The 23002-nt window shown below is 68.7% G+C and carries 24 protein-coding genes and 1 riboswitch; of the genes, 16 read left to right on the top strand and 8 right to left on the bottom strand.

The genetic code is table 11. The features are described 5' to 3' along the window. Positions 1 to 43: 43 nt before the first annotated feature. Both aroC and F3H57_RS22145 read right to left on the bottom strand, forming a co-directional pair. Positions 44 to 1144 carry a chorismate synthase gene (gene aroC / locus F3H57_RS07945; protein ID WP_149755376.1) on the bottom strand — a complete coding sequence of 367 codons (1101 nt, stop codon included), beginning with the start codon at positions 1142 to 1144 and terminating at the stop codon, positions 44 to 46. A 122-nt stretch (positions 1145 to 1266) separates the two neighbouring features. Then, positions 1267 to 1407 (bottom strand): hypothetical protein, encoded by a 141-nt coding sequence (locus F3H57_RS22145; protein ID WP_188129632.1) that lies wholly within the window; start codon positions 1405 to 1407, stop codon positions 1267 to 1269. Positions 1408 to 1524: 117 nt separating this feature from the next. Further along, positions 1525 to 1644: riboswitch (TPP riboswitch) on the top strand. Between the two features lie 42 nt (positions 1645 to 1686). Between F3H57_RS22145 and F3H57_RS07940 the strand changes: the two genes are divergently transcribed. The 6 genes from F3H57_RS07940 (at position 1687) to F3H57_RS07915 (ending at position 7308) form a co-directional block, all read left to right on the top strand. Further along, positions 1687 to 2670: a thiamine ABC transporter substrate-binding protein gene (locus F3H57_RS07940; protein ID WP_149755375.1), complete on the top strand. Its 984-nt coding sequence runs from the start codon at positions 1687 to 1689 to the stop codon at positions 2668 to 2670. Further along, complete coding sequence (locus F3H57_RS07935; protein ID WP_149755374.1) at positions 2646 to 4160, top strand: ABC transporter permease family protein; 1515 nt, start codon at positions 2646 to 2648, stop codon at positions 4158 to 4160. Before F3H57_RS07940 ends, F3H57_RS07935 begins: the two co-directional genes overlap by 25 nt. Next, positions 4147 to 4845 (top strand): thiamine ABC transporter ATP-binding protein, encoded by a 699-nt coding sequence (locus F3H57_RS07930; RefSeq protein WP_149755373.1) that lies wholly within the window; start codon positions 4147 to 4149, stop codon positions 4843 to 4845. Before F3H57_RS07935 ends, F3H57_RS07930 begins: the two co-directional genes overlap by 14 nt. 144 nt (positions 4846 to 4989) lie before the next feature. After that, positions 4990 to 5697, top strand: a complete 708-nt coding sequence (locus F3H57_RS07925; protein WP_149755372.1) for a DUF484 family protein — start codon at positions 4990 to 4992, stop codon at positions 5695 to 5697. After that, a complete protein-coding gene (locus F3H57_RS07920; protein WP_149755371.1) occupies positions 5694 to 6620 on the top strand; it encodes a tyrosine recombinase XerC in 927 nt (308 codons plus the stop codon). The genes F3H57_RS07925 and F3H57_RS07920 overlap by 4 nt, the downstream gene beginning before the upstream one ends. 82 nt (positions 6621 to 6702) lie before the next feature. Next, the gene (locus tag F3H57_RS07915) at positions 6703 to 7308 is read left to right on the top strand and encodes a glutathione S-transferase (RefSeq protein ID WP_149755370.1); all 606 of its coding nucleotides are present in this window, start codon (positions 6703 to 6705) and stop codon (positions 7306 to 7308) included. Between the two features lie 9 nt (positions 7309 to 7317). Here the strand turns inward: F3H57_RS07915 and F3H57_RS07910 are convergent, their stop codons facing one another. Continuing rightward, positions 7318 to 7986, bottom strand: coding sequence for an outer membrane protein (locus tag F3H57_RS07910; protein WP_149755369.1), 669 nt, complete (start codon positions 7984 to 7986; stop codon positions 7318 to 7320). Between the two features lie 232 nt (positions 7987 to 8218). On the opposite strand from F3H57_RS07910, the gene petA reads away from it, so the two are divergent. From petA to F3H57_RS07895, 3 genes are read left to right on the top strand one after another with little or no spacing between them, the layout of a single operon-like run. Next, positions 8219 to 8782 carry a ubiquinol-cytochrome c reductase iron-sulfur subunit gene (gene petA / locus F3H57_RS07905; RefSeq protein ID WP_188129631.1) on the top strand — a complete coding sequence of 188 codons (564 nt, stop codon included), beginning with the start codon at positions 8219 to 8221 and terminating at the stop codon, positions 8780 to 8782. A 12-nt stretch (positions 8783 to 8794) separates the two neighbouring features. After that, positions 8795 to 10141: a cytochrome b gene (gene petB, locus F3H57_RS07900; protein ID WP_149755367.1), complete on the top strand. Its 1347-nt coding sequence runs from the start codon at positions 8795 to 8797 to the stop codon at positions 10139 to 10141. Positions 10142 to 10164: 23 nt separating this feature from the next. Then, the gene (locus F3H57_RS07895) at positions 10165 to 10959 is read left to right on the top strand and encodes a cytochrome c1 (protein WP_149755366.1); all 795 of its coding nucleotides are present in this window, start codon (positions 10165 to 10167) and stop codon (positions 10957 to 10959) included. Positions 10960 to 11328: 369 nt separating this feature from the next. Here the strand turns inward: F3H57_RS07895 and fsa are convergent, their stop codons facing one another. Then, positions 11329 to 11982, bottom strand: a complete 654-nt coding sequence (gene fsa / locus F3H57_RS07890) for a fructose-6-phosphate aldolase (protein WP_149755365.1) — start codon at positions 11980 to 11982, stop codon at positions 11329 to 11331. A 106-nt stretch (positions 11983 to 12088) separates the two neighbouring features. Between fsa and F3H57_RS07885 the strand changes: the two genes are divergently transcribed. The 6 genes from F3H57_RS07885 (at position 12089) to uvrC (ending at position 19359) form a co-directional block, all read left to right on the top strand. Further along, positions 12089 to 14278, top strand: a complete 2190-nt coding sequence (locus tag F3H57_RS07885; protein WP_149755364.1) for a primosomal protein N' — start codon at positions 12089 to 12091, stop codon at positions 14276 to 14278. A gap of 133 nt (positions 14279 to 14411) precedes the next feature. Then, a complete protein-coding gene (locus F3H57_RS07880; RefSeq protein WP_149755363.1) occupies positions 14412 to 15209 on the top strand; it encodes a S49 family peptidase in 798 nt (265 codons plus the stop codon). 1 nt (position 15210) lies between these two features. Further along, positions 15211 to 15381 carry a hypothetical protein gene (locus F3H57_RS22140; protein ID WP_188129630.1) on the top strand — a complete coding sequence of 57 codons (171 nt, stop codon included), beginning with the start codon at positions 15211 to 15213 and terminating at the stop codon, positions 15379 to 15381. A gap of 1 nt (position 15382) precedes the next feature. Further along, on the top strand, positions 15383 to 16330 hold the full coding sequence (locus F3H57_RS07875; RefSeq protein ID WP_149755362.1) for a calcium/sodium antiporter: 948 nt from the start codon (positions 15383 to 15385) through the stop codon (positions 16328 to 16330). 10 nt (positions 16331 to 16340) lie between these two features. Further along, positions 16341 to 17132, top strand: a complete 792-nt coding sequence (locus F3H57_RS07870; RefSeq protein ID WP_149755361.1) for an SDR family oxidoreductase — start codon at positions 16341 to 16343, stop codon at positions 17130 to 17132. 334 nt (positions 17133 to 17466) lie between these two features. Then, positions 17467 to 19359 (top strand): excinuclease ABC subunit UvrC, encoded by a 1893-nt coding sequence (gene uvrC / locus F3H57_RS07865; protein ID WP_149755360.1) that lies wholly within the window; start codon positions 17467 to 17469, stop codon positions 19357 to 19359. Between the two features lie 56 nt (positions 19360 to 19415). On the opposite strand, the gene F3H57_RS07860 is transcribed toward uvrC, so the two are convergent. After that, positions 19416 to 19823, bottom strand: a complete 408-nt coding sequence (locus F3H57_RS07860; protein ID WP_149755359.1) for a hypothetical protein — start codon at positions 19821 to 19823, stop codon at positions 19416 to 19418. Between the two features lie 209 nt (positions 19824 to 20032). On the opposite strand from F3H57_RS07860, the gene F3H57_RS07855 reads away from it, so the two are divergent. Beyond that, positions 20033 to 20527, top strand: a complete 495-nt coding sequence (locus F3H57_RS07855) for a PRC-barrel domain-containing protein (protein WP_149755358.1) — start codon at positions 20033 to 20035, stop codon at positions 20525 to 20527. Here the strand turns inward: F3H57_RS07855 and F3H57_RS07850 are convergent, their stop codons facing one another. Genes F3H57_RS07850 through F3H57_RS07840 form a run of 3 tightly spaced genes read right to left on the bottom strand, consistent with a single transcriptional unit; the run spans position 20528 to position 22756 of the window. Beyond that, the gene (locus F3H57_RS07850) at positions 20528 to 20959 is read right to left on the bottom strand and encodes an acyl-CoA thioesterase (RefSeq protein ID WP_149755357.1); all 432 of its coding nucleotides are present in this window, start codon (positions 20957 to 20959) and stop codon (positions 20528 to 20530) included. Between the two features lie 4 nt (positions 20960 to 20963). Next, positions 20964 to 21842, bottom strand: coding sequence for a TIGR02186 family protein (locus F3H57_RS07845; protein ID WP_149755356.1), 879 nt, complete (start codon positions 21840 to 21842; stop codon positions 20964 to 20966). Then, a complete protein-coding gene (locus F3H57_RS07840) occupies positions 21839 to 22756 on the bottom strand; it encodes a sulfite exporter TauE/SafE family protein (protein ID WP_149755355.1) in 918 nt (305 codons plus the stop codon). The genes F3H57_RS07845 and F3H57_RS07840 overlap by 4 nt, the downstream gene beginning before the upstream one ends. Positions 22757 to 23002: the final 246 nt, after the last annotated feature.

Here is a 23002-nt window from a genome sequence, read left to right as displayed (position 1 = left end):
GAAATGCGGTCGCGCCGGTGCAGGTGAGGCGCGGCGGTGGCGCTTAGCCGATCGTCCCGCGCTGCCCGCCGGTCTGTGCGCGGTCCAGCAGAAGGTGATCGAGGATCACGCAGGCCACCATCGCCTCGCCCACGGGCACCGCGCGGATGCCGACACAGGGGTCGTGGCGGCCCTTGGTGACCACCTCGGTCGGCTGGCCGGACTTGGTGATCGAGGCGCGGGGCTTGAGGATCGACGAGGTCGGCTTGACCGCGAAGCGCACCACCACGTCCTGCCCGGTGGAGATGCCGCCGAGGATGCCGCCGGCGTGGTTCGACCCGTAGACCGGCGCGCCGTCGTTGCCGAGGCGGATCTCGTCGGCGTTGTCTTCCCCGGTGAGCCGGGCGGCGTCCATGCCTTCGCCGATTTCCACGCCCTTGACCGCGTTGATCGACATGCAGGCTGCGGCGAGGTCGGTGTCGAGCTTGCCGTAGACCGGCGCGCCGAGGCCCGCGGGCACGCCCGAGGCGCTGACCTCGATCTCCGCGCCGCAGGAATTGCCGGACTTGCGCAGCTCGTCGAGATAGGCGGCCCAGGTCTCGGCCGCCGCCGCCGAGGGCACCCAGAACGGGTTGCGCCCGATCTCGTCCATGTCACGCGGCCCGTCGATGCCATGCGCGCCCATGCGCGTCATGTAGCCGGTGATCGTCACGCCCGGAGCCAGCGCGGCCAGCGCGGCGCGCGCGACGCCGCCGGCGGCGACACGTGCCGCGGTCTCGCGCGCCGAGGACCGGCCGCCACCGCGGTAGTCGCGGATTCCGTATTTCTGCCAGTAGGTGATGTCGGCATGGCCGGGGCGGAAGGTCTCGGCGATCTCGCCGTAATCCTTGGACCGCTGGTCGGTGTTCTCGATCATCAGCTGGATCGGCGTGCCGGTGGTCCGCCCCTCGAACACGCCCGACAGGATGCGCACCTGGTCGGCCTCGCGTCGCTGGGTGGTGTATTTGTTCTGCCCGGGCTTGCGGCGGTCGAGCCAGTACTGGATCGCCGTCTCGTCCAGGGACACGTTCGGCGGGCAGCCGTCCACCGTGCAGCCGAGCGCGGGCCCGTGGCTTTCGCCCCATGTGGTGACGCGGAAGACGTGGCCGAAGGTGTTGAAGGACATGGTGACGCTCCGTTGATCGCCCCCTGTTAGGCGACGCGGCGGAGCGGCTCAAGGCCGGCGGTACTGGAAGCGCGCGGGAAGCGCCCGCCGGCGCGGCGAATTGTCGGCGGCGGCCCCCTGGCTCAGGTCACGATGCCGATGACGAGAGCGATGAACATGGAACTCACCATGAATATCCAGAGCTTCAGGAGGAACCACGGGCTCGGCTCTTTCGGGTTCAGATTCTCCCAGATGCGTGCCGCCAATGATTGTCTGTCGCTCATCTCTGACCTCGTTCCGCCCAGTCGGCTATCCGGCAAATCGTGGAGCTAACAGTCCCGAAGGCAACCCCCGACGGCAGTATGCCCCCTTGCCGGAGGCCGGTCCCTCGGCTACCTCGCTTGCACACCTCGGGGTGCCTTGGCGCGCGTGGCCGTGCCGGGCTGAGAAGCGGGCCTGCCTGCGAACCCGTTGAACCTGGCCCGGTTGAGACCGGCGGAGGGAAGGTTTGGCCGGGCTGCCCGCATCCCTTGCCCCCTCCGCCGCCAAGAGGAGGATGGGCGATGAGAGCCACCACGATCTTTGCCGCAGCCATGACCTGTGCCGGTGCCGCCGCCGCGCAGGACAGGGTCCTGACGGTCTATGCCGGAGACTACGTCGCTTCCGAGTGGGGGCCCGGCCCGAAGATCGAGGAGCTGTTCGAGGCGCGTTGCGACTGCGATCTCGAATTCTCGACCGGCGACCTGCTGCCACGGCTTCTGCTCGAAGGCGAGAACACCGATGCCGACGTGGTCTTCGGGCTGAACACCGACGTCACCCGCCGGGCGCGGGAAAGCGGGCTTTTTGCCTCGCACGGGCAGGACACCTCGGAACTGACGCTGCCGGTCGACTGGACCGACGACGTCTTCCTGCCCTACAATTACGGGCACACCGCCTTCGTCTACGACACCGACCGGGTCGACATGCCGCCGCAGAGTTTCGAGGAGCTGCGGAGCGCCCCCGACGATCTGAGCATCGTGATCCAGGATCCGCGCACCTCGATTTCCGGCCTCGCGCTCGCGCTTTGGGTCGACGCGGTCTACGGCGAGGAGGCAGAGGCCGCCTGGGGGGATCTCGCGGACAACATCCTGACCGTCACCAAGGGCTGGTCCGAAAGCTACGGCCTCTTCACCGACGGCGAGGCGGACATGGCGCTGAGCTACACCACGTCGCCAGCCTATCACCTGATCGCCGAGGACGACGACACCGTGAAAGCGGCAATCTTCCCCGAGGGCCACTATTTCATGGTGGAGCTTGCCGCGAAGGTCGCCTCGACCGACGTGCCCGATCTGGCCGACGACTTCATGGCGTTCCTTCTGTCCGAGGACTTCCAGTCGATGATCGCCACCGGCAACTGGTCGATCCCGGCCAAGTTGCCGCGCGAGGACTGGCCCGAGGGGTTCCAGGCGCTCGATCTGCCCGAAACCGTGCTGTTCTACGACGAGGACGAGGCCGCGTCGCGCAAGGACGCGGCGATCGAAGCGTGGCGCAGCGCGCTGTCGCGCTAGGCGCGGGCGCACTGGTTGCCGCGCTGGCGCTGGGGCCGGTCGCGGCGGTCCTGTGGCGCGCGGGCGGCTTCGGCGCCTTCGCCCCCGGCGACGGGCAGGCGTTGCGCTTCACGCTCTGGCAGGCGGCGCTGTCGGCCGCGCTGTCGGTCGCGCTCGCCGTTCCGGTGGCGCGAGCGCTGGCGCGGCGCGACTTTCCGGGGCGGTCGCTGCTTGTGGCCCTTCTGGGCGCGCCGTTCATCCTGCCGGTGATCGTCGCGGTGCTGGGTCTGATCGCCGTCTTCGGCAATTCGGGCATCGTCAACGGCGCGCTGGAGGCGCTGGGCCTGCCGGGGATCACGATCTACGGCGCGCACGGGGTGATCGTCGCGCATGTCTTCTTCAACCTGCCGCTGGCGACCCGGATGATCCTGCAGGGCTGGCTGGCATTGCCGGGCGAGCGGCTGCGGCTCGCCGCCGAACTGGGCCTCGGTCCGCGCGAAGTGTTCCGGGTCGTCGAATGGCCGATGCTGCGCAGGATCGCGCCGCAGGCGGCGGCGGTGATCTTCGTGATCTGCCTGTCCTCCTTCGCCGTGGCGCTGACGCTGGGCGGGGGGCCGCGGGCGACGACGGTGGAACTGGCGATCTACCAGGCGATGCGCTTCGACTTCGATCTGGGGCGCGCGGCGATGCTGGCCTGCCTGCAACTCGCGCTGGCGTTGGCCGCGGGGCTGGTGGCGCTGCGCCTGTCGGGCGCGGCGGGCATGGGCGCGGGGCTCGACCGCGTGGTGCCGCGCTGGGACGCGGCGCGGCGCTCGGCGCGCGCCCTCGATGCTGCCGCCATCGCTCTGGCGGCCTTGTTCCTGCTGACGCCGCTGGCGCTGGTGGCGTGGAACGGGGTGCCGGGGCTGGCGGATCTGGGCTGGCCGGTCTGGCGCGCGGCCGGGCAGTCGCTGGGCGTGGCGCTAGCCTCGACCGCGCTGTGCCTTCTGTGGGCGCTGCCGCTGGCAACGCGGTGGGGGGAGGTTATGGGCCTACTCGGCATCGCGATCTCGCCGCTGGTGCTGGGCACGGGCCTTTTCGTGATCGTGCGCCCCTATGTGAACCCGGTGGCGCTGGCGCTGCCGGTCACGGCGCTGGTCAACGCGCTGATGGCGCTGCCCTTCGCGCTGCGCATCTTGCGCCCCGAGGCCGAGGCGATCCGCACCGATTTCGCGCGCCTCTCGGCGGCGCTGGGCCTCTCGGGGCGGGTCTGGGTCACGCGCATCCTGCTGCCGCGCCTGCGCCGGCCGCTGGGATTCGCGGCGGGCCTGACGGCGGCCCTCTCGATGGGGGACCTCGGAGTCATCGCGCTGTTCGCCGATCCCGAACGGGCGACGCTGCCGCTTCAGGTCTATCGGCTGATGGGGTCCTACCGGATGGAGGCGGCGCAGGGTGCGGCACTCCTCCTCCTGGCGCTGTCGCTGGGGCTGTTCTGGGGATTTGACAGAGGGGGCCGCAATGCTGGCGCTTGAGGGTATCGTCGCGGGGTCCGAGGGCTTCGAGCTTCGCGCCGATCTGCGGCTGGAGGCGCCGGGGCGGGTCGCCGTGATCGGCCCGTCCGGGGCGGGCAAGTCCACCATGCTCGACGTCATCGCGGGGTTTCGCGCGCCGGCCTCGGGCCGCGTGACATGGCAGGGCCGGGACCTCACCGCGCTGCCTCCGGGGCAGCGGCCGGTCGCGACGCTGTTTCAGGACAACAACCTTTTTCCGCACCTGACGCTGCACGAGAACCTCGCGCTGGCGCTGCGCCCGCGCGGCGGGCGGCTGACGGCGGAGGAGCGCGAGCGGATCGCCGCGGCGCTGGAGCGGATGGGCCTGTCGGATCTCTCCGGGCGCAAGCCGGGCGCGGTGTCGGGCGGGCAGGCGAGCCGCGCGGCGCTGGCGCGCGTGACGTTGCAGGACCGCCCGGTCATGCTGCTCGACGAGCCCTTCGCGGCGCTCGGCCCGGCGCTCAAGGCAGAGATGCTGGCAGAGCTTGCGCGCGTCGCCGGCGAGATGGAGGCGCTGGCGCTTCTGGTCACGCACGACCCCGCCGATGCGCGCGCCTTCGCGGAGCGCACGATCTTGGTGGCCGAAGGCGTGGCGGCGCCGCCACGCGAGACGGCCGCGATCTTCGCCGATCCGCCCGAGGCGCTGCGCGCCTATCTGGGCGCGTAGGGCGTGGCGCAGGCGCAACCCCGCCTGTCCAGGGGTGCGGCCCCGATTGACTTGCACCCCCAACATGAAGTCATGTCCGCAAGAGCCCGACGGCGCGAGATTATCCTGCGCCTCACCCACGCGCCCGACCGACGAGGCCCCTGCATGAGCGACGCCGCCCGCATCGAAGACAATGTCCGCGAGACGATCATCGCCAAGCCCGATATCGTGCTCGACGACCAGGACCTGATGCGCGCGCTCGTCGCCGCCAACGAACGGGCCATGGGCGCCAACATCGTCGATCTGCGCGGCATCGCGATGGAACGGCTCGAATCGCGTCTCGACCGGCTGGAGGAAACGCACCGGTCGGTCATCGCGGCGGCCTACGAGAACCTCGCCGGAACCAACCAGATCCACCGCGCGATCCTGCGCATGCTCGACCCGGTGGATTTCGAGACGTTCCTGCGCGATCTCGGCGGCGACGTCGCCGACATCCTGCGCGTCGACTGCGTGAAGCTGGTGCTGGAGTCCCGCGAGGGCGGCGACATCCCGGCGGTGCGCAAGCTCGGCGAGGTGCTGACCGTGGCCGAGCCGGGATTCATCGACGATTACGTCTCCGAAGGGCGGGGCACGCCGGTGCGCGCTGTGACGCTGCGCCAGTGCGGCATGCGCGACGCGCGGATCTACGGCGAGCTGTCGGACTGGATCCGGTCCGAGGCGTGCCTGAAGCTCGATTTCGGCGCCGGGCGGCTGCCGGGCCTTCTGGTCCTCGGGGCCGAGGATCCGAACCAGTTCACGCCGCAGCACGGTTCCGATCTGCTCGGCTTCTTCGCCGGCGTGTTCGAGCGGTCGATGCGGCGCTGGCTGTCGTGACCCTCGCGCTCAGCCCCGCCGCGCGCGACGCGCTGGAGGCGTGGCTGGCCGCCCGGCGCGCGATCGACGGATCGGCCGAGGCGACGATCACCGCCTATCGCGGCGACGTCACCGAATTCATCGCTTTCATGACGGAGTATCGGGGCGAGGCGCAGGGCCTTGCCCCGCTGTCCCGGATCGACACCCGCGACATGCGCGCCTGGATGGCGCGGATGCGCGGGGGCGGCGTTGGCGCGCGGTCTATGGCGCGCAAGCTGTCGGCGGTGAAGGGGTTCTACGGCTGGCTGGCCGAACGCGAGGGCTTCGAGCCGACGGCCGTCCTGTCGGCCCGCGCCCCGCGCTTCCAGAAGAAGCTGCCGCGCCCGATGGACGAGGGCGCCGCGCGCGAGATGATCGGCACCGTCGAGGTGCAGGCGTCCGAACCGTGGATCGCGGCGCGCGACGTCGCCGTGGTCACACTGCTTTACGGCTGCGGACTGCGCACGGGGGAGGCGCTGGGCCTCACCGGCGCGGCGCTGCCGCTGGGCGCGGCGCTGCGGATCGTCGGCAAGGGCGGCAAGGAACGGCTGGTGCCGGTGCTGCCGGCGGCGCGCGATGCGGTCGCCCGCTACGCCGAACTTTGCCCGCACGATCTGACCGCCGAGGCGCCGCTGTTCCGCGGCGTGCGGGGCGGCGCGCTCAACCCCCGGATTGTGCGGCAGGTGACGGAGAAGGCTCGCATGCAGCTCGGCCTGCCCGCGACCGCGACACCACACGCCTTCCGGCACAGCTTCGCGACGCATCTTCTGGCCTCGGGCGGGGATCTGCGGGCGATCCAGGAACTGCTGGGCCATGCCTCCCTGTCCACGACGCAGGCCTATACGGCCGTGGACGGCGCGCATCTCATGCGGGTCTACGCGGAGGCGCATCCCAAGGCGCGCTGAGCGCCCGCCGAGGGGGCTTTCCGCGGGCCGGGCACGGGCCTAGGGTAGCGGCGACTGCCACCGCAGACTGGGATCCACATCCATGTTCACGCTATACGGCTCCGACGCGTCCCCCTTCGTCCGCACCGTGCGGGTCACCCTGATCGAGACCGGGCTCGACCGCCGGACGGAGCGGCGCGAGGTCGGCACCAATCCGATGGAGCCCGACTCCACGCTGACCGCCGCGAATCCGCTGGGCAAGATCCCCGCGCTGGGGCGCGACGACGGCCCGACGCTCTATGATAGCCGGGTGATCTGCCGCTACCTCGACGCGCAGAGCGGCGCGGGTCTCTACCCGCAGAGCCGCCTGTGGGAGGTGCTGACGCTGGAGGCGACGGCCCACGGCATCATGGAGGCCGCGGTCGGCATGGTCTACGAGGGCCGGTTCCGGCCAGCCGAGAAGGTTCACGAGCCGTGGATCGAGGGGCAATGGCAGAAGGCCGCCCGCGCGCTCGATTCGATCGATTCTCTCTGGGTGTCGCATCTCTCCGGCAAGCTCACCGGGGCGCAGATCGCGCTCGGGGCCGCGCTCGGCTACCTCGACCTGCGCCACGCTGGCCGGGACTGGCGGGCCGGACGGCCGGCGCTGGCCGCATGGGAGCGCGACTTCGCCGAGCGCGCCTCCATGGTGGCGACGCGGCCGGCCTGAGGCGCGGCCTCAGAACTTCAGCGTCAGGCCGAAATTGACCGCGTTGGTCTTGATGTCGGTCTCCAGGGAGCCGCCGTCGTCCAGATCCACGTCGTTGGACGAGTAGGTGAACTGGTATTCGCCGAAGACCGACACGCGCTCGGTCAGATCGTAGCTCGCCCCGGCGGTCAGGCGCATCGCCGGGCCGCCGATCTGAAGCTCGTAGGTGTCCGAGTCCGGCGTGTCCACGTCCACGTGCGGCAGCGACAGGCCCAAGCCGCCTCCCACATAGGGGGTGAACGTGCCCCACTGGTCCGGCCAGCGATACATCGCGTTCGCTGTGAGGATGTTCAGCCCGTCGGTGAATTCCAGCGAGTCGAAGCCGGCATCCTCGCGTTCGTCCTCGGGGGCGTAGACCTTTGTATGCGTGAACTCCAGTCCGAAGCCGAGCTGTTCGTTCCGCCACCAGGTGCCGCGCAGGCCGTAATAGGGCGGCATCTCGAAAGACCGGCCTTCCCAGCCGATAAGCTCGTCGAAATCGGCGCCGGTGCCGGGATATTCGCCACGGATGCGGCTGTGCGGCGCGGTTTGCCAACCCGAATAGAGCGAGAATTCGTAATCCTGCGCAGCGGCGGGTGCCGCGGCAAGCGTTCCGATCAGCAATGCGGGCGCGAGTGCTGCGCCAAGAATCGTCTTCATTATCATCCCCAAGGCCGCGTCCGGCGTCGAATACCGGGATATAGTGTCTTTGGGGCGCGCTCAACCGCGACACAAGAGCACTGCGGCCGATTGCACCCGTTTGTGTTCTGGACGACAGGGGAAGGCCCCGTTAAACACCGCCCGTAATTGGCGTTCGCGGCCCCGGCCGCGGGCGGGATGAGGCCACGTGTGCCCCGGTATTGTCGGGGCTCAAGGAATGGAGAAAACTCTCGTGTCCCACGCAGACGATACCGCAGGCACCCGGAGGGACTTCCTCTTCTACGCCACCGCGGGCGGCGGCGCCGTCGCCGCAGGCGCGGCGGTGTGGCCGCTCGTGAACCAGATGAACCCGTCCGCGGACGTGCGCGCGCTGGCGTCGATCCCGGTCGACGTCTCGGGCGTGTCCGAAGGCTCGCAGATGACGGTGCAGTGGCTCGGCAAGCCGGTCTTCATCCGTCACCGCACCCAGGAAGAGATCGAGGCCGGCCGCCAGGTGGACGTCTCCGACCTGATCGATCCGCAGGCGCGGAACGAGAACATCCAGGACGGCGCCGACGCCATCGACGAGAACCGCACCCTCGACGAAGAGGGCAAGTGGCTGGTGATGATGGGCGTGTGCACGCATCTCGGCTGCGTGCCGATCGGCGAGGGCGCGGGCGATTTCGACGGCTGGTTCTGCCCCTGCCACGGCTCGCACTACGACACGGCCGGCCGCATCCGCCGCGGCCCGGCGCCGGAAAACCTGCCGGTTCCGGTCGCCGCGTTCGAAGACGACACGACGATTCGGCTGGGCTGAGGGAGGACGAACATGGCTGGCATTCCCCACGACCACTACGAACCCAAGACGGGCGGCGAGAAGTGGCTGCATTCGAGGCTGCCGATCCTCGGCATCCTCTACGACACGATCATGATCCCCACGCCCAAGAACCTCAACTGGATGTGGATCTGGGGCATCGTGCTGACCTTCACGCTGGTCCTGCAGATCGTCACGGGCATCACGCTGGTGATGCACTACACGCCGGACGTTGACCTCGCCTTCGGCTCGATCGAGCACATCATGCGCGACGTGAACGGCGGATGGGCGCTGCGCTACATCCACATGAACGGAGCCTCGCTGTTCTTCGTGGCGGTCTATTTCCACATCTTCCGCGGCCTCTACTACGGGTCCTACAAGGCCCCGCGCGAGGTGACCTGGATCATCGGCATCCTTATCTACCTGCTGATGATGGGCACCGCGTTCATGGGCTACGTGCTGCCCTGGGGGCAGATGTCGTTCTGGGGCGCGACCGTGATCACCGGCCTCTTCGGGGCGATCCCGGGCATCGGCGAAGGTCTGCAAACGTGGCTCCTCGGCGGGCCGGCGGTGGGCAACTACACGCTGACGCGCTTCTTCTCGTTGCACTACCTGATGCCGTTCATCATCGCGGGCCTCGTGATCGTGCACATCTGGGCCTTCCACACGACCGGCAACAACAACCCCTCCGGGGTCGAGGTGCGCCGCACGTCGAAGGCCGATGCCGCGAAGGACACCGTGCCGTTCTGGCCCTACTACGTGATGAAGGACCTCTTCGCGCTCGCCGTGATCCTCGCGGTCTTCTTCGCGATCGTCGGTTTCATGCCGAACTACCTCGGCCACCCCGATAACTACATCGAAGCCAACCCGCTGGCGACGCCCGAGCACATCGTGCCCGAATGGTACTTCCTGCCGTTCTATGCGATCCTGCGGGCGTTTACCTCTGAGGTCTGGGCGGTGCAGTTCGTGAGCTTCATCACGGCCGGCATCATCGACGCGAAGTTCTTCGGCGTGCTGGCGATGTTCGGCGCGATCGCGGTGATGGCGCTGGCGCCCTGGCTCGACACCTCGAGTGTGCGCTCGGGCCGTTACCGGCCGATGTTCAAGTGGTGGTTCGCGCTTCTAGTCGTGGACTTCATGGTGCTGATGTGGGTGGGCGCCCAGTCGACGGAATTCCCTTATGACTGGATCTCGCTCATCGCGTCGACCTACTGGTTCGTCTACTTCCTGGTGATCCTGCCGCTGCTCGGCGTGATCGAGAAGCCGCTGCCGCGCCCGGACACGATCGAGGCGGAGTACGACGCGCATCACGGACCCACGGGCGGCGAGGCGCAGAAGCCGAACCTGTCGCCGGCGGAATAACAGACAAGGACGGAACGAAAGCGATGTTCAGGAAAACCGTACTCTCCGCCTGTCTGGCGACCCTCACCCTGGCCGGCGGCGCCTTTGCCGCCGGAGAGGGCGGGCACGTCACCGACTACGACTTCTCCTTCGAGGGGCCGTTCGGAAGCTACGATCAGGCGCAGCTGCAGCGCGGGCTGCAAGTGTACACCCAGGTCTGTTCGGGCTGCCACGGCCTCGAATACGTGCCGCTGCGTTCGCTCGGCTACGAGGGCGGCGTCGGGCTCTCCGACGAGGAGGTCCGCGCCTATGCCGAGCAGAACTTCGAAGTCTACGACGAGGAGGCGGACGAATACCGCCCCGCGACGCCGACCGATCACTTCCCCGCCGTGACCTCCGTGGGCGCACCCGACCTGTCTCTTATGGCCAAGGCCCGCGCGGGCTTTCACGGCCCCTACGGCACCGGGCTCAACCAGTTCTTCAAGGGCATGGGCGGGGCCGAATACATTGCTTCGCTGCTGACCGGCTACACCGGCGAGCAGATGGAGCAGGCGGGCACCATCCTCTACGAGAACGAGGCGTTCCCGGGCGGCTATATCTCCATGGCGCCGCCACTCTACGGCGAGGACGTGGAATACGCCGAGGGTCAGCCGACCCCGACGCTTGAGCAGGAGGCCAAGGACGTCGCGGCCTTCCTGATGTGGACGGCGGAGCCGAAGATGATGGCGCGCAAGCAGGCGGGCTTCGTCGGCGTGGTGTTCCTGTCGCTGCTGGCGGTGCTGCTCTATCTGACGAACAAGCGCATCTGGGCACCGATCAAGAAGCGCAAGACAAGCTGATCGGACCCGTGCCGGATCGTAAAGGCCCCGCCTCGGCGGGGCCTTAGTTTTTCTGTAAGCGGACGAGCCGCGTGTCGGCGGGCCGCGGTCCGGCGAGTCCAGACCGACGGGCGGCGGAGCTTTGTATCTGCCATATCCGAAAGACCGTGGAGCGTTGCGCCAATCGTCGTTAAATCGCCGGTGCGGGGGGAGGCGCGGCGATGCGCGCTCCTCGGGCCTGCGCAGCGCCACTGGCGCGCCGGTCCCTCGTTGCCGTTCGGCCTTGGTTCCGCGCGGGGGGCCTCGTTCGAAGAAACGTGACGCGGGATTCCGGAAGCGGTGCCGAACTCGCGACAGCCCGGCACCATCCCCAAAGTCGATACGCCGGTCTCAGACGATCTTGATGCCGGCCTTCTGCGCGTCCGCGACGAAGGCGTCGAGGCCCTTGTCGGTCAGCACGTGGTTGGCCATCGCGTGAATGACCGCCGGCGGCGCCGTGCAGACATCCGCGCCGATCTTGGCGCACTCGGACATGTGATTGGCCGAGCGGATCGATGCGGCGAGGATCTGCGTCTCGTAGCCGTAATTGTCGTAGATCTGACGAATGTCCGAGATCAGCTGCAGCCCGTCGAGGTTGATGTCGTCGAGCCGGCCGACGAACGGCGAGATGAACGTCGCCCCCGCCTTGGCAGCCAGGATCGCCTGGTTGGCCGAGAAGCACAGCGTGACGTTCACCATCTTGCCTTCGCCCGACAGCACCTTGCAGGCCTTGAGCCCGTCCCAGGTCAGCGGCACCTTCACGGCGATATTGTCGGCGATCTCCGCCAGCTTGCGGCCCTCGGCGATCATGTCTTCCGCGCTGAGCGCGATCACCTCGGCCGAAACCGGGCCGTCCACGGTCTCGCAGATCTCCTTGGTGACCTCGAGGATGTTGCGCCCCGACTTCAGGATCAGCGAGGGGTTGGTGGTCACGCCGTCGAGCATGCCGAGCGCGTGCAGCTCTCGGATCGCGTCGATGTCGGCGGTGTCGACGAAGAACTTCATGGGATCCCCCTCCGGGAGTGATTGGCAAAGGCTCGCCCGTGTCATACCCCAAGGGCTCCGGCTGCAAAACCCCGTGAGTTGGGGCGCTAACATGAAAGCGTGAAGGATGGACGGCTTCTACGACCCGGGCGAGATCGTGGGCGTGCTGACGGCCCAGCCCCTGGGCGGCACGCTGGACTACCGCGCGCCGGAAGGCGGCTGCTGGCAGGGCGCCTACGTGGAGGTGCCGCTTGGCCCCCGGCGCGTCTGGGGCGTCGTCTGGGGGCCGGGGGAAGGGGACTTCGACCCTGCGAAGATCCGTCCGATCACCCGCGTTCTGGATGTCGCGCCGATGCGCGCCGAACTGCGGGATTTCCTGGACAAGGCCGGCGATTACACGCTCACGCCGATGCCGGCGATGCTGCGGCTTGCCACGCGGGCGCCGGCGCTCGGCGCGGCGCCGTCGGCCCGCCGGGTCTACCGGCTGGGGGAGGGACGCCCGGACCGGGAGACCGACGCGCGCCGCCGCGTCCTCGCCGTGCTGGAGGAGATGGGCGGACTCGCCCTGACTCAGAAGGAACTGGCGGATGCCGCGGGCGTGACCGCCTCGGTCATCAAGGGGCTGGCGAAACAGGGTGTCGTGCGCGAGGAGGAGGCGCCGCGCGACACGCCCTATCCGCGACTCGACCCCGATTGGGGCGGCAAGGCCCTGACCGAGGATCAGGCCACGGGCGCCGAGGCGCTGCGCGCGGGACTGCAAAGCGGGCGCTACGGCACGACGCTGCTGAAGGGCGTGACGGGCTCCGGCAAGACCGAGGTGTATCTCGAAGCGGTCGCGGAATGCCTGCGGCAGGGGCGGCAGGCGCTGGTCCTCTTGCCGGAAATCGCGCTGACCTCGGAGTTCATCACCCGCGTCGAGGCGCGTTTCGGCGCCAAACCGGCCGAATGGCACCACGGCGTCACCCAGACCGAACGGCGACGCGTCTGGTCGATGGTGGCGACCGGCGGGGCGGAACTGGTGGTCGGCGCGCGCTCGGCACTCTTCCTGCCGTTCCAGCGGCTCGGGCTGGTCGTCGTCGACGAGGAGCACGACACCTCCTACAAGCAGGAGGATGGGGTCCTTTACAACGCGCGGGACATGGCGGTGCTGCGCGCCTCGCTGAACGACGCGCGCGTCGTGCTCGCCTCCGCCACGCCGTCGCTGGAAAGCTGGGCCAATGCCGAGGCCGGCAAGTACGACCGCCTGACGCTGACCTCGCGCTTCGGGGAGGCGGTGATGCCCGAGATGCGCAGCATCGACATGCGCGTGGAGGATTTGCCGTCCAATCGCTGGATCTCTCCGACGCTCGCTGCCGCAGTCAAGGCGCGGATGGCGCGGAAAGAGCAGGCACTCCTGTTTCTCAACCGCCGGGGCTACGCGCCGGTGACGCTCTGCCGGGCCTGCGGGCACCAGGTCGGCTGCGCCCAGTGCGACGCGCGCATGGTGGAACATCGGTTCCAGAACCGTCTCGTCTGCCATCAATGCGGCGAGACCACGCCGATGCCCGAGGCGTGCCCGGCCTGCGGGGTGGAAGGCAAGCTCGCTGCCGTCGGCCCGGGGGTGGAGCGCATGGCCGAAGAGGCGCGCGCGGCCTTCCCGGACGCGCGCATCGCGGTGCTGTCCTCGGACCTCTTCGGCTCGGCCCGCGCGCTGAAGGCGGAGATCGAGGAGATCGCGCAAGGCGGCGCGGACCTCATCATCGGCACGCAGCTCGTGGCCAAGGGGCACAACTTCCCGCTCTTGACGCTGGTGGGGGTGATTGACGCCGATCTCGGCCTGCAGGGGTCCGATCTGCGCGCGGCCGAACGCACCTTCCAGCTGATGCGGCAGGTCGCGGGGCGCGCGGGCCGGACGGAAAAGCGCGGCGTCGCGTTATTGCAGACCTACCAGCCGGAGCATCCGGTGATCCGCGCCATTCTGTCGGGCGACGAGGAAGGGTTCTGGCGCGCGGAGGCCGAAGAGCGACGGCACGCCGGGGTGCCGCCTTATGGGCGGATGGCCGGGGTGATCCTGTCCTCGCCCGACGTGCAGGCAGTGTTCGATATCGGCAACGCGCTGGCGCGCGGCGACGGGCCGCTGCGGCAGGTCGGCGCGGAGGTCTACGGGCCCGCGCCGGCACCGGTCGCGCGAATCCGGGGGCGCCACCGCGTGCGGCTGCTGGTTAAGGCCCCGAAGGGCGTGCCGCTGCAACGGGCCATCGCCGACTGGGTGGGCCAGATCCGCATCCGCGGCGACGTCCGGCTGGCCATCGACATCGACCCGCAAAGTTTCATGTGAGCCCGACATTGCCCGCCAGCCACGCATGGGGGAGGCGCCCCGCGCCACCTTTCGGCGCGCAACTTCCGCCACGGGCCGAAACCCCGTCCGCTGCGGCTTGTTTGTCCTGCACCCGGCCTCTACATCTCGCGGCATGAAGCTCCGTCTGCCGTTCCTGAAATCCGGCCCGCTCGTGTCGATCGTCCGCCTTCAGGGCACGATCGGCGGCATGGGCCGCACCGCGATCTCCGATCGCAGCGTCGCCCAGCAGCTCGACCGTGCGTTCTCGCGCGGCAAGCCCGTGGCGGTCGCTCTCGAGATCAACTCCCCCGGCGGCTCTCCGGTGCAATCGGCGCTGATCGGCGCCCGCATCCGGCGGCTGGCAGAGGAAAAGAAGGTTCCCGTCTTCGCCTTCGTGGAGGATGTGGCGGCCTCCGGCGGCTACTGGCTGGCCGCGGCTGCCGATGAGGTCTTTGCCGATCATTCGTCGATTCTGGGTTCCATCGGCGTCATCTCGTCCGGGTTCGGCGCGCATGTCTTCCTGCAGCGGCAGGGGTTTGAGCGTCGCGTGCACACGGCGGGCACGTCGAAATCCATGCTCGACCCGTTCCGCCCCGAAAGCGAGGAGGACGTCGCGCGGCTCAATCGCTGGCTGGAGCAGCTGCACGGCAATTTCATCGGGCATGTGCGCGACCGGCGGGGCGCGAAGCTTTCGGAGAACGAGGATCTGTTCAACGGCGAGATCTGGATCGGCGACCGGGCGGTCGACGTCGGGCTTGCCGACGGGATCGGGCACCTCGTCCCGACGATGAAAGCCCGCTTCGGCGACAAGGTGCGGTTCCGCCGCTACGACCAGCGCAAGCCGCTGCTGAGCCGGTTCGGCGCGGGGATCGCGCAGGACGCGCTCGCTTCGGTCGAGGAACGCGCGGATTTCGCGCGCTACGGCCTCTGACGTGATCCTGAAGATCGTCATCCTCTTCCTCGTCTTCATGGGCGTGATGGGCATGTTCGGCAAGCTGCGGATGCCGAAGGCGCTGCGCGGGCCGCAGAAGTGTCCGAACTGCGGACGCCACCGGATCGGCAAGGGCCCGTGCCCCTGCGGCAAGGTCGAGGGGCGCGGCTGAGATGGTCTGGTTCTACGCGGCGCTCGGGCTCGTGATCCTGCTCCTGGCCGGCGACGCGCTGGTCAAGGGCGCGGTGAACCTCGCGCTCCGGGCCGGGGTGCCGGCGCTGATCGTGTCGCTGACCATCGTCGCCTTCGGCACATCGGCGCCGGAGTTGCTGATCTCCGTCAACGCCGCGCTGGACGGGGTGCCGGGGATCGCGCTCGGCAACGTGGTCGGGTCGAATACCGCCAACGTGCTGATGGTGCTTGGCATTCCGGCCATCCTCGCGGTCATGCACACGTCCGAGTGCGACACCCGCAAGAGCTATGTCATCATGCTCGGCGCCTCGATCCTGTTCATCGGGCTGGCCTTCCGGGGCACCTTCGACTGGATTTCCGGGCTGGTCCTGCTGGCCGCGCTCTTTGCCATCCTGGCCGAGAACTTCTGGGAGGCGCGCCAGCACCGTCGCAAGGGCGAGACCGTGCCCGAGGAAGAGGACGTCGAGGGCGCGGACCCCGAGATGGCGTGGTGGAAGATCATCCTCTATCTCGTGCTCGGCCTCGGTGGTCTGCCTCTGGGCGCGGACCTGCTGGTCGATAGCGCGACCGAGATTGCGCAGCGCTTCGGCGTGTCGGACACGGTGATCGGCCTGACGCTGGTGGCCGTGGGCACATCGTTGCCCGAGCTGGCAACGACGGTGTCGGCGGCCTTGCGGCGGCAGGCGGACGTGGCGCTCGGCAACGTGATCGGGTCGAACATGTTCAACCTCCTCGCGATCATCGGCGTTGCCGCCCTGATCGCGCCGATGGAGGTCGACGCCGAGTTCCTGCGCTTCGATCTGTGGGTGATGCTGGCGTCGTCGGTGCTGCTGCTTCCGTTCGTCTTCTTCCGGTTCAACATGACGCGGCCGGTGGGCATCGCGCTGTCGGCGGCCTACGTGCTTTATGTGGTCACCGTCCTGGGCTGAGGAGGAAGGCATGAGCGACATTCGGCATCGTGCACTGGTGACCGGCGGCGGGCGCCGTCTGGGCCGCGCCATGGCGCTCTACCTCGCCGATCGGGGCTGCGACGTGGCGGTGCATTACGGCGGATCCGCCGACGCAGCCGAGGAGGTCGCGGCGCTGGTGCGCGAGAAGGGCCAGGCGGCGGTCACGCTGCAGGCCGACCTGCTGGACGAGGCGGAGACCGCGGCGCTTCTGCCGCGCGCGGCGGCAGGGCTGGGCGGGCCGATCACGCGGCTGGTCAACAACGCCTCGATCTTTGAGCACGACACGATCGAGGATGCCACCCGTGACGGCTGGGACCGGCATCTCGGCAGCAACCTGCGCGCGCCCTTCGTGCTGACCCAGGCGCTTGCGGCGCAGGTGCCGGACCCGGAGCCGGACGAGCGAGGCGAGCCGGAGGCGCAGGGCGTCGTGGTGAACATGATCGACCAGCGGGTGCGCAAGCTGACGCCACACTTCATGACTTACACGATCGCCAAGATGGGGCTCTGGGCCTTCACGCAGACGGCGGCGCAGGGCCTCGCCCCGCGGGTGCGGGTCAACGGCATCGGCCCCGGCCCCACGCTGCAGGGCCCCGACCAGAGCGCGGAGCACTTTGCCGCGCAGCGCGCTGCCACGATCCTGGAGCGCGGCGCGAACGAGACCGACATAACCGCGGCGCTGGGATACATCCTCGATGCGCGGGCGGTGACGGGGCAGATGATCTGTGTCGACGGGGGCCAGCACCTGGCCTGGCAGACCCCGGATGTGGTCGGCGTCGAGTGACGCCGGGGAAAGTTGTGCACCGGTGCGACATGCGTCATCCAAGTGTCACAGAACCGTTAACAAAAACAGTAGCTTATTCAGAGTCCATTTTTTTGATGAATTCTTTCAATGGGTTAGTAAAGCGCCCAATTATTGAGCAATGTAACGGATGGCCAAGTATGCAAGGGGATTTCGGGTCTCAGACGGAGTTTCCCTCAGACTTGTCCACAGTTTCGGTGGATCTCTTCAGGCTTGAAAGATCGGGCGAACTTGGGGTGCGAAAACCGCGAATCGAAGCCGTCGCAATTGGCGCTTCGGGATGGAACGTATGGGGCGGGGACCCGCGCGAAAGGACATGACGGACGAAACGGAAACAGGGAAAGAAACGACCTCAACGGCGCCGGCGCCGACCGGGCACGGGGTCATTCAGGGCTACCTGAGGACGCTGGAGACCCGGCCCGGTGTCTACCGCATGCTCGATGCCCAGAGCCGCGTGCTGTATGTCGGCAAGGCGCGCAACCTCAAGGCGCGGGTGTCGAGCTATGCCAGGCCCACGGGCCACACGCCGCGCATCGCCCGGATGATCCGCGAGACCGCGTCGATGATGTTCCTCACGACGCGGACCGAGACCGAGGCGCTGCTGCTCGAACAGAACCTGATCAAGCAGCTCAAGCCCAAGTTCAATGTCCTGCTGCGCGACGACAAGTCGTTCCCGAACATCCTTGTGACCGGCGATCACGGCTATCCGCAGATCAAGAAGCACCGCGGCGCGAAGAAGGAGAAGGGCGCCTATTACGGCCCCTTCGCCAGCGCCGGGGCGGTGAACCGCACGCTCAACCAGCTCCAGAAGGTGTTCCTCCTGCGCAGCTGCTCGGATTCGGTGTTCGAGACGCGCACGCGGCCCTGCCTTCTGCACCAGATTAAGCGGTGCAGCGCGCCCTGCGTCGGCAAGATCTCGGAGGCGGACTACGCCGCGAGCGTGAACGACGCCGAACGCTTCCTTTCGGGCCGGGACACCAAGATCCAGGAGACGCTGGCCGCGTCGATGCAGGAGGCCTCCGCGGCGATGGAGTTCGAGCGCGCGGCAGCGCTGCGCGACCGCATCCGCGCGCTGACCCAGGTGCAGAGCGCGCAAGGCATCAACCCGCGCGGCGTGACCGAGGCCGACATCCTGGCGTTGCACATGGAGGGCGGGCAGGCCTGCGTGCAGGTCTTCTTCATCCGGGCCAACCAGAACTGGGGCAACCGCGACTTCTACCCCCGCGTGGGCGAGGACGTGGAGGCCTCCGAGGTGCTGGAGGCCTTCATCGGCCAGTTCTACGACACCAAGGAGCCGCCGCGCCTGCTTCTGCTGAGCCACGAGATCGAGAGCCCGGACCTGATGACCGAGCTTCTGACCGAGAAGAAGGGCCGCAAGGTCGAGATCGCCGTGCCGCGGCGGGGCGAGAAGGCCGAGCTGGTCGAGGGCGCACTGCGCAATGCGCGCGAGAGCCTCGGGCGGAAGATGGCCGAGAGCGCGGCGCAGGGAAAGCTCCTGCGCGGGCTGGCGGAGGCCTTCGGGCTGGAGACGGTGCCGGAGCGGATCGAGGTCTACGACAACTCCCACATCCAGGGGGCGCACGCGGTGGGCGCGATGATCGTCGCGGGGCCGGAGGGCTACCTCAAGAACCAGTACCGCAAGTTCAACATCAAGGGCGAGGAACTGACACCCGGCGACGATTTCGGAATGATGAAGGAGGTGCTGACCCGGCGCTTCAAGCGTCTCCTGAAAGAGGACCCGGATCGCGACAAGGGGCTGTGGCCCGATCTCCTGCTGATCGACGGCGGGCAAGGTCAGGTGAGCGCGGTGCACGAGATCCTGGCCGAGCTCGGCGTCGAGGACGTGGCGATGATCGGCGTCGCCAAGGGGGTCGACCGCGATCACGGCAAGGAGGAGTTCCACCGTTTCGGCCAGCGGCCCTTCGCGCTCCGGCGCAACGACCCGGTTCTGTATTTCGTACAGCGGCTGCGGGACGAGGCGCACCGCTTCGCCATCGGCTCGCACCGGGCGAAGCGGTCGAAGGCGGTGTCGGCCAATCCGCTGGACGAGATCGCCGGGGTGGGCGCCTCGCGCAAGCGGGCGCTCTTGCAGCATTTCGGATCGGCCAAGGCGGTGGGCCGGGCGAACCTCGCCGATCTGAAGGCGGTCGAGGGCGTCTCGGCTGCGCTGGCCGAACGCATCTACGCGCATTTCAACGAGGGCGGGTGACGCCGGACGGCGCTCGGCCTGAAGGCCGTCGCCCCGCCCGCCGTCCCGCGGGGGCTCTACTGGATCGACAGATCGAGCGTGAAGGCCGAGGTCGCGCCGGCGTCCTCGTCGTTGCCGAGATGATAGACCCGGATCGTGTAGGTGCCGTCTTCGGGCAGGTCGACAGTGGCGCTGTTGCCGTCGTTGGACGAGATGTAGATCACCTCCCATTCCGCGCCCGGCGGCATGACGTTGAAGTTCACGTTGCCGAAGCCGTCGCTGCGCGTCACCGCAAGTTCGACGAACATCTGCTGCCCGGCGCCGGCGCCCAGGCGGTAGTCGAGATAGTCGTGTCCGGTGATCGTACCTTCGATCATCGTGCCGAAATTGCCGGCGCCGAAGTGGACCTCGCGGACCTCTTGCGCGACGGCCGTCACCGGCAGGGCCAGCGACAGGGCGAGGGTGAAGTGCATCAGGGTTTTCATGTGCGGAGCTCCCGGCCGGGCGCGCAGGGGCGCCATCTTGCGATCATGCGGGGATTTCGGATCAAGGCAAGATGGACCATGAGCCAAGAGGCGCGCGGCGGGCCGCCGGAAACGCCGGCGACTCTTTGCCGGGAACCGAGCGGGCGAGGGGAGGTTGAGCTTGGAAGGTTGCAAGGCCGCAGCCACTGTATTCGAACGAAGGGGAAAACATGTTCCGCACCTCTCTCGCCGCGCTCGTGGCTGCCGCCCTGGCGCTGCCGGCCGCCGCCCAGGACACCGGGTCCGACACGCAGACGGACGAACCCGCCGCCCAGGCCGACGCCCAGACGGACCCGCAGGCGGGCGCCGAGCCCGACCAGGCGCCCTACATCACCGCGACGATGATCCAGGAGGCACGGATCGTGTCGCTCGAGGGCGATTACGACGCCGAGACCTGGGAGGGCGACCAGCCGTTGCAGCCGATCATGGCGGGACTGAGCGAGATCGGCTCGGTCGAGGAAATCCTGCTGGACGACGCGGGCATGGTGCAGGGCATCACCACCGATATCGGCGGGTTCCTCGGCATCGGCGAGAAGACGGTGATGATCCCGCTGAGCGACCTGCGCCTCGCCCGGTCGCCCGAGGACGAGACCATCACCATCGTCACGCGGCTGAACGAGCAGCAGCTCGACGATGCGCCGGAATTCGAAGACGCGGACGACTGATCAGGGCGACAGCCGCCCAAGCACGTCGCGCAGGTCGTCCGGGATCGGTCTCGGGCGGCCTTTTTCGTCCGTCAGCACGTTCTGGAAGAAGCCGAGCGTGGCGGCCTCGTCCTCGCCCTCGCGGAAGAGCGCGACCTCGATCCGGTAGGACGACGTGCCGATCTTCGCCAGCCTGAGCCCGGCCTCGAGCGCGTCGGGAAAGCCGACCTCGCGGAAGTAGATGCAGCCGTTCTCGACCACGACGAAACGGATGGCGCCCGGGCCGCGGATCTCGATCCCCTGCCGCATCTGCCAGAGCGAGATGACGTTGTCGAAGATCGCGTAATAGGTCGCGTTGTTCATGTGGCCGTATTCGTCGTTGTCGGCCCAGCGGGTCTGGACCGGCAGGAAGGCGGCGAACTCGGCGCGGGCGGGCGGCGGCGTGCGGGACATGGGGTCAGTTCCGGATCAGGCGAAAGGCGGTGGAGGCGCCCCAGCCCGCCGCGATGGCGAGCGTCAGGGACAGAAGGCCATAGGCCAGCGGCAGATCGCGCGAGAGGTTGTAGAGCCAGCGCTCCAGCCCGACCTTGCGCACGTCGATCACCCGTTCGGTCTGGCTGACCACGCGGCCGCCGCGGGTGAGAAAGATGCGCGTGGCATAGGCGCCCTCGGTCAGGTTGGCGGGCAGGCGGATCCGGGTGGCGAACAAAGTCTCCTCGCGCACGTCGACGGCGCCTTCGAGGCGCTGGTAGAGGCCGCTGTCGCTGCGGATGCGGATCACGGCCTCTGAAAACGCCTGCGCATTGTCCACGTTCATCGGCGCGCCGACGGATCGGATGGCGCGCGGAACCGAGACGCTGTGGCGCAGGTCCTCCACGTTCGACATGACCGACCCGAAGGGACCGGACGTGGCGACGGCGTAGAACGACGGGGCGAGGTCGATTTCCACTGCGTCGGCGTTGACCCAGATCCCGAAGCGCCGTTCCTTGCGGTAGACCGTGACCGGCACGAATGGGCCGGACACGGTGACCACGACCTCGAGCGGCGGGTCGGCGGGAATGGGGATCTCGCGCTTCACGGCGCCGTAGACGAGGATCTCCGAGCCGTCGAAATCGGTGGAGATGGAGACGCTGTCCTGACTGAGGCCGAGCACGACCTCCTCTTGTGCAGTGGTGGGCGCGAGGGCGGGGGCCTCGTCTGCCGGGGCGACCTCCTCGGCGCCGGCCGGCGCCTCCTCGGCCGGCGGCGGCGCGGCGTCGGTTTCCGGCTGGGCGGTGGCCCAGCCGGCGGCGAGAAGGGCCAGGGCGAGGGCGGCGAGGATGCGGCGCGCGATCATGTCGGCGCGCCTTCCTGGCTGATCACGAAGAGTTCGGACGGGGTCAGCACGAGATCCAGCCCCAGCTTGATGCAGACCCCGACGACGAGGAGCGCGAGCAGGATGCGCAGCTGTTCGGCGCGGAGCCGGGCGCCCATGGCTGCGCCGATCTGCGCGCCGACGACGCCGCCGGTGATCAGCGCGAGCGCCAGGAAGATGTCGACGGTCTGGGTGGTGACGGCGTGCAGAACCGTGGTGAAGCCGGTCACGAAGATGATCTGGAAGAGCGATGTGCCGATGACGACCTTGGTGGGCATGCCCAGAAGGTAGATCATCGCGGGCACCATGATGAAGCCGCCGCCGACCCCCATGATCGCGGCCAGCACCCCGACCGAGGCGCCGACGAGAAGCGGCGGGATCGCGGATATGTAGAGGCCCGAGGCGCGGAAGCGCATCTTGAAGGGCAGCCCGTGCACCCAGCCGTGCTGGCGCCGCTTCGGCGCCGCCCCCCGCGAGGCGCTGCGCAGGGCGCGGATGCTCTCTGCCAGCATCAGCCCGCCGATGATGCCGAGGAAGACGACGTAGCAGAGCCGCACCAGCAGATCGACCTGCCCGGCCGCCTTCAGCGCGTTGAAGAGCCAGACGCCGAGCGCGGAGCCGCCGAGACCGCCGATCAGCAGCACCGTGCCCATCCGCAGATCGACCGTTCGCCGCCTGAGATGGGCGAGCACGGCCGAAACGGAGCTCGCGACGATCTGGTTGGCGCCGGTGGCGACGGCGACGGCGGGCGGGATGCCGAGAAAGAACAGCAGCGGCGTGATCAGGAAACCGCCGCCGACGCCGAACATGCCCGACAGGATTCCCACCATCACGCCGAGACCGAGGAGCAGGAAGAGCGAGACCGAGACCTCGGCGATGGGGAGGTAGAGCTGCATGGGCGAAGAGTGCGCAAGCGCGCGGGAATTGGCAACGGGTCGGCGGGCTGAGTGATGCCGCAGGGCCGCGTCTGTGGCGGGCGGCGCGCAGCCGGCTGGGCGATCGCGTTTCCGGGGCAGGGCCCGCTTGCGATTGTCGTCCCCGTGCCGCATGGCGCGCGTCCCGGTACGGACGGGAGCGAGGGGCCGGCCCCTCGCGCTCCCCGGAGTATTTGCGGCCCAAAGAAGCGGGGCGCGCCTTCGGCT

The sequence above is a fragment of the Roseivivax sediminis genome, from assembly GCF_900112685.1.
In the GTDB taxonomy this organism is placed as follows: domain Bacteria; phylum Pseudomonadota; class Alphaproteobacteria; order Rhodobacterales; family Rhodobacteraceae; genus Roseivivax; species Roseivivax sediminis.
This window is presented reverse-complemented; position numbering and strand designations above follow the sequence as displayed.

Excerpts from the sequence above, each read along its gene's own strand:
- aroC (WP_149755376.1), bottom strand. The coding sequence starts at position 1,144 with ATGTCCTTCAACACCTTCGGCCACGTCTTCCGCGTCACCACATGGGGC.
- F3H57_RS22145 (WP_188129632.1), bottom strand. The coding sequence starts at position 1,407 with ATGAGCGACAGACAATCATTGGCGGCACGCATCTGGGAGAATCTGAAC.
- F3H57_RS07940 (WP_149755375.1), top strand. The coding sequence starts at position 1,687 with ATGAGAGCCACCACGATCTTTGCCGCAGCCATGACCTGTGCCGGTGCC.
- F3H57_RS07930 (WP_149755373.1), top strand. The coding sequence starts at position 4,147 with ATGCTGGCGCTTGAGGGTATCGTCGCGGGGTCCGAGGGCTTCGAGCTT.
- F3H57_RS07925 (WP_149755372.1), top strand. The coding sequence starts at position 4,990 with ATGAGCGACGCCGCCCGCATCGAAGACAATGTCCGCGAGACGATCATC.
- F3H57_RS07915 (WP_149755370.1), top strand. The coding sequence starts at position 6,703 with ATGTTCACGCTATACGGCTCCGACGCGTCCCCCTTCGTCCGCACCGTG.
- F3H57_RS07910 (WP_149755369.1), bottom strand. The coding sequence starts at position 7,986 with ATGAAGACGATTCTTGGCGCAGCACTCGCGCCCGCATTGCTGATCGGA.
- petB (WP_149755367.1), top strand. The coding sequence starts at position 8,795 with ATGGCTGGCATTCCCCACGACCACTACGAACCCAAGACGGGCGGCGAG.
- F3H57_RS07895 (WP_149755366.1), top strand. The coding sequence starts at position 10,165 with ATGTTCAGGAAAACCGTACTCTCCGCCTGTCTGGCGACCCTCACCCTG.
- fsa (WP_149755365.1), bottom strand. The coding sequence starts at position 11,982 with ATGAAGTTCTTCGTCGACACCGCCGACATCGACGCGATCCGAGAGCTG.
- F3H57_RS07885 (WP_149755364.1), top strand. The coding sequence starts at position 12,089 with ATGGACGGCTTCTACGACCCGGGCGAGATCGTGGGCGTGCTGACGGCC.
- F3H57_RS07880 (WP_149755363.1), top strand. The coding sequence starts at position 14,412 with ATGAAGCTCCGTCTGCCGTTCCTGAAATCCGGCCCGCTCGTGTCGATC.
- F3H57_RS07875 (WP_149755362.1), top strand. The coding sequence starts at position 15,383 with ATGGTCTGGTTCTACGCGGCGCTCGGGCTCGTGATCCTGCTCCTGGCC.
- F3H57_RS07870 (WP_149755361.1), top strand. The coding sequence starts at position 16,341 with ATGAGCGACATTCGGCATCGTGCACTGGTGACCGGCGGCGGGCGCCGT.
- uvrC (WP_149755360.1), top strand. The coding sequence starts at position 17,467 with ATGACGGACGAAACGGAAACAGGGAAAGAAACGACCTCAACGGCGCCG.
- F3H57_RS07860 (WP_149755359.1), bottom strand. The coding sequence starts at position 19,823 with ATGAAAACCCTGATGCACTTCACCCTCGCCCTGTCGCTGGCCCTGCCG.
- F3H57_RS07855 (WP_149755358.1), top strand. The coding sequence starts at position 20,033 with ATGTTCCGCACCTCTCTCGCCGCGCTCGTGGCTGCCGCCCTGGCGCTG.
- F3H57_RS07850 (WP_149755357.1), bottom strand. The coding sequence starts at position 20,959 with ATGTCCCGCACGCCGCCGCCCGCCCGCGCCGAGTTCGCCGCCTTCCTG.
- F3H57_RS07845 (WP_149755356.1), bottom strand. The coding sequence starts at position 21,842 with ATGATCGCGCGCCGCATCCTCGCCGCCCTCGCCCTGGCCCTTCTCGCC.
- F3H57_RS07840 (WP_149755355.1), bottom strand. The coding sequence starts at position 22,756 with ATGCAGCTCTACCTCCCCATCGCCGAGGTCTCGGTCTCGCTCTTCCTG.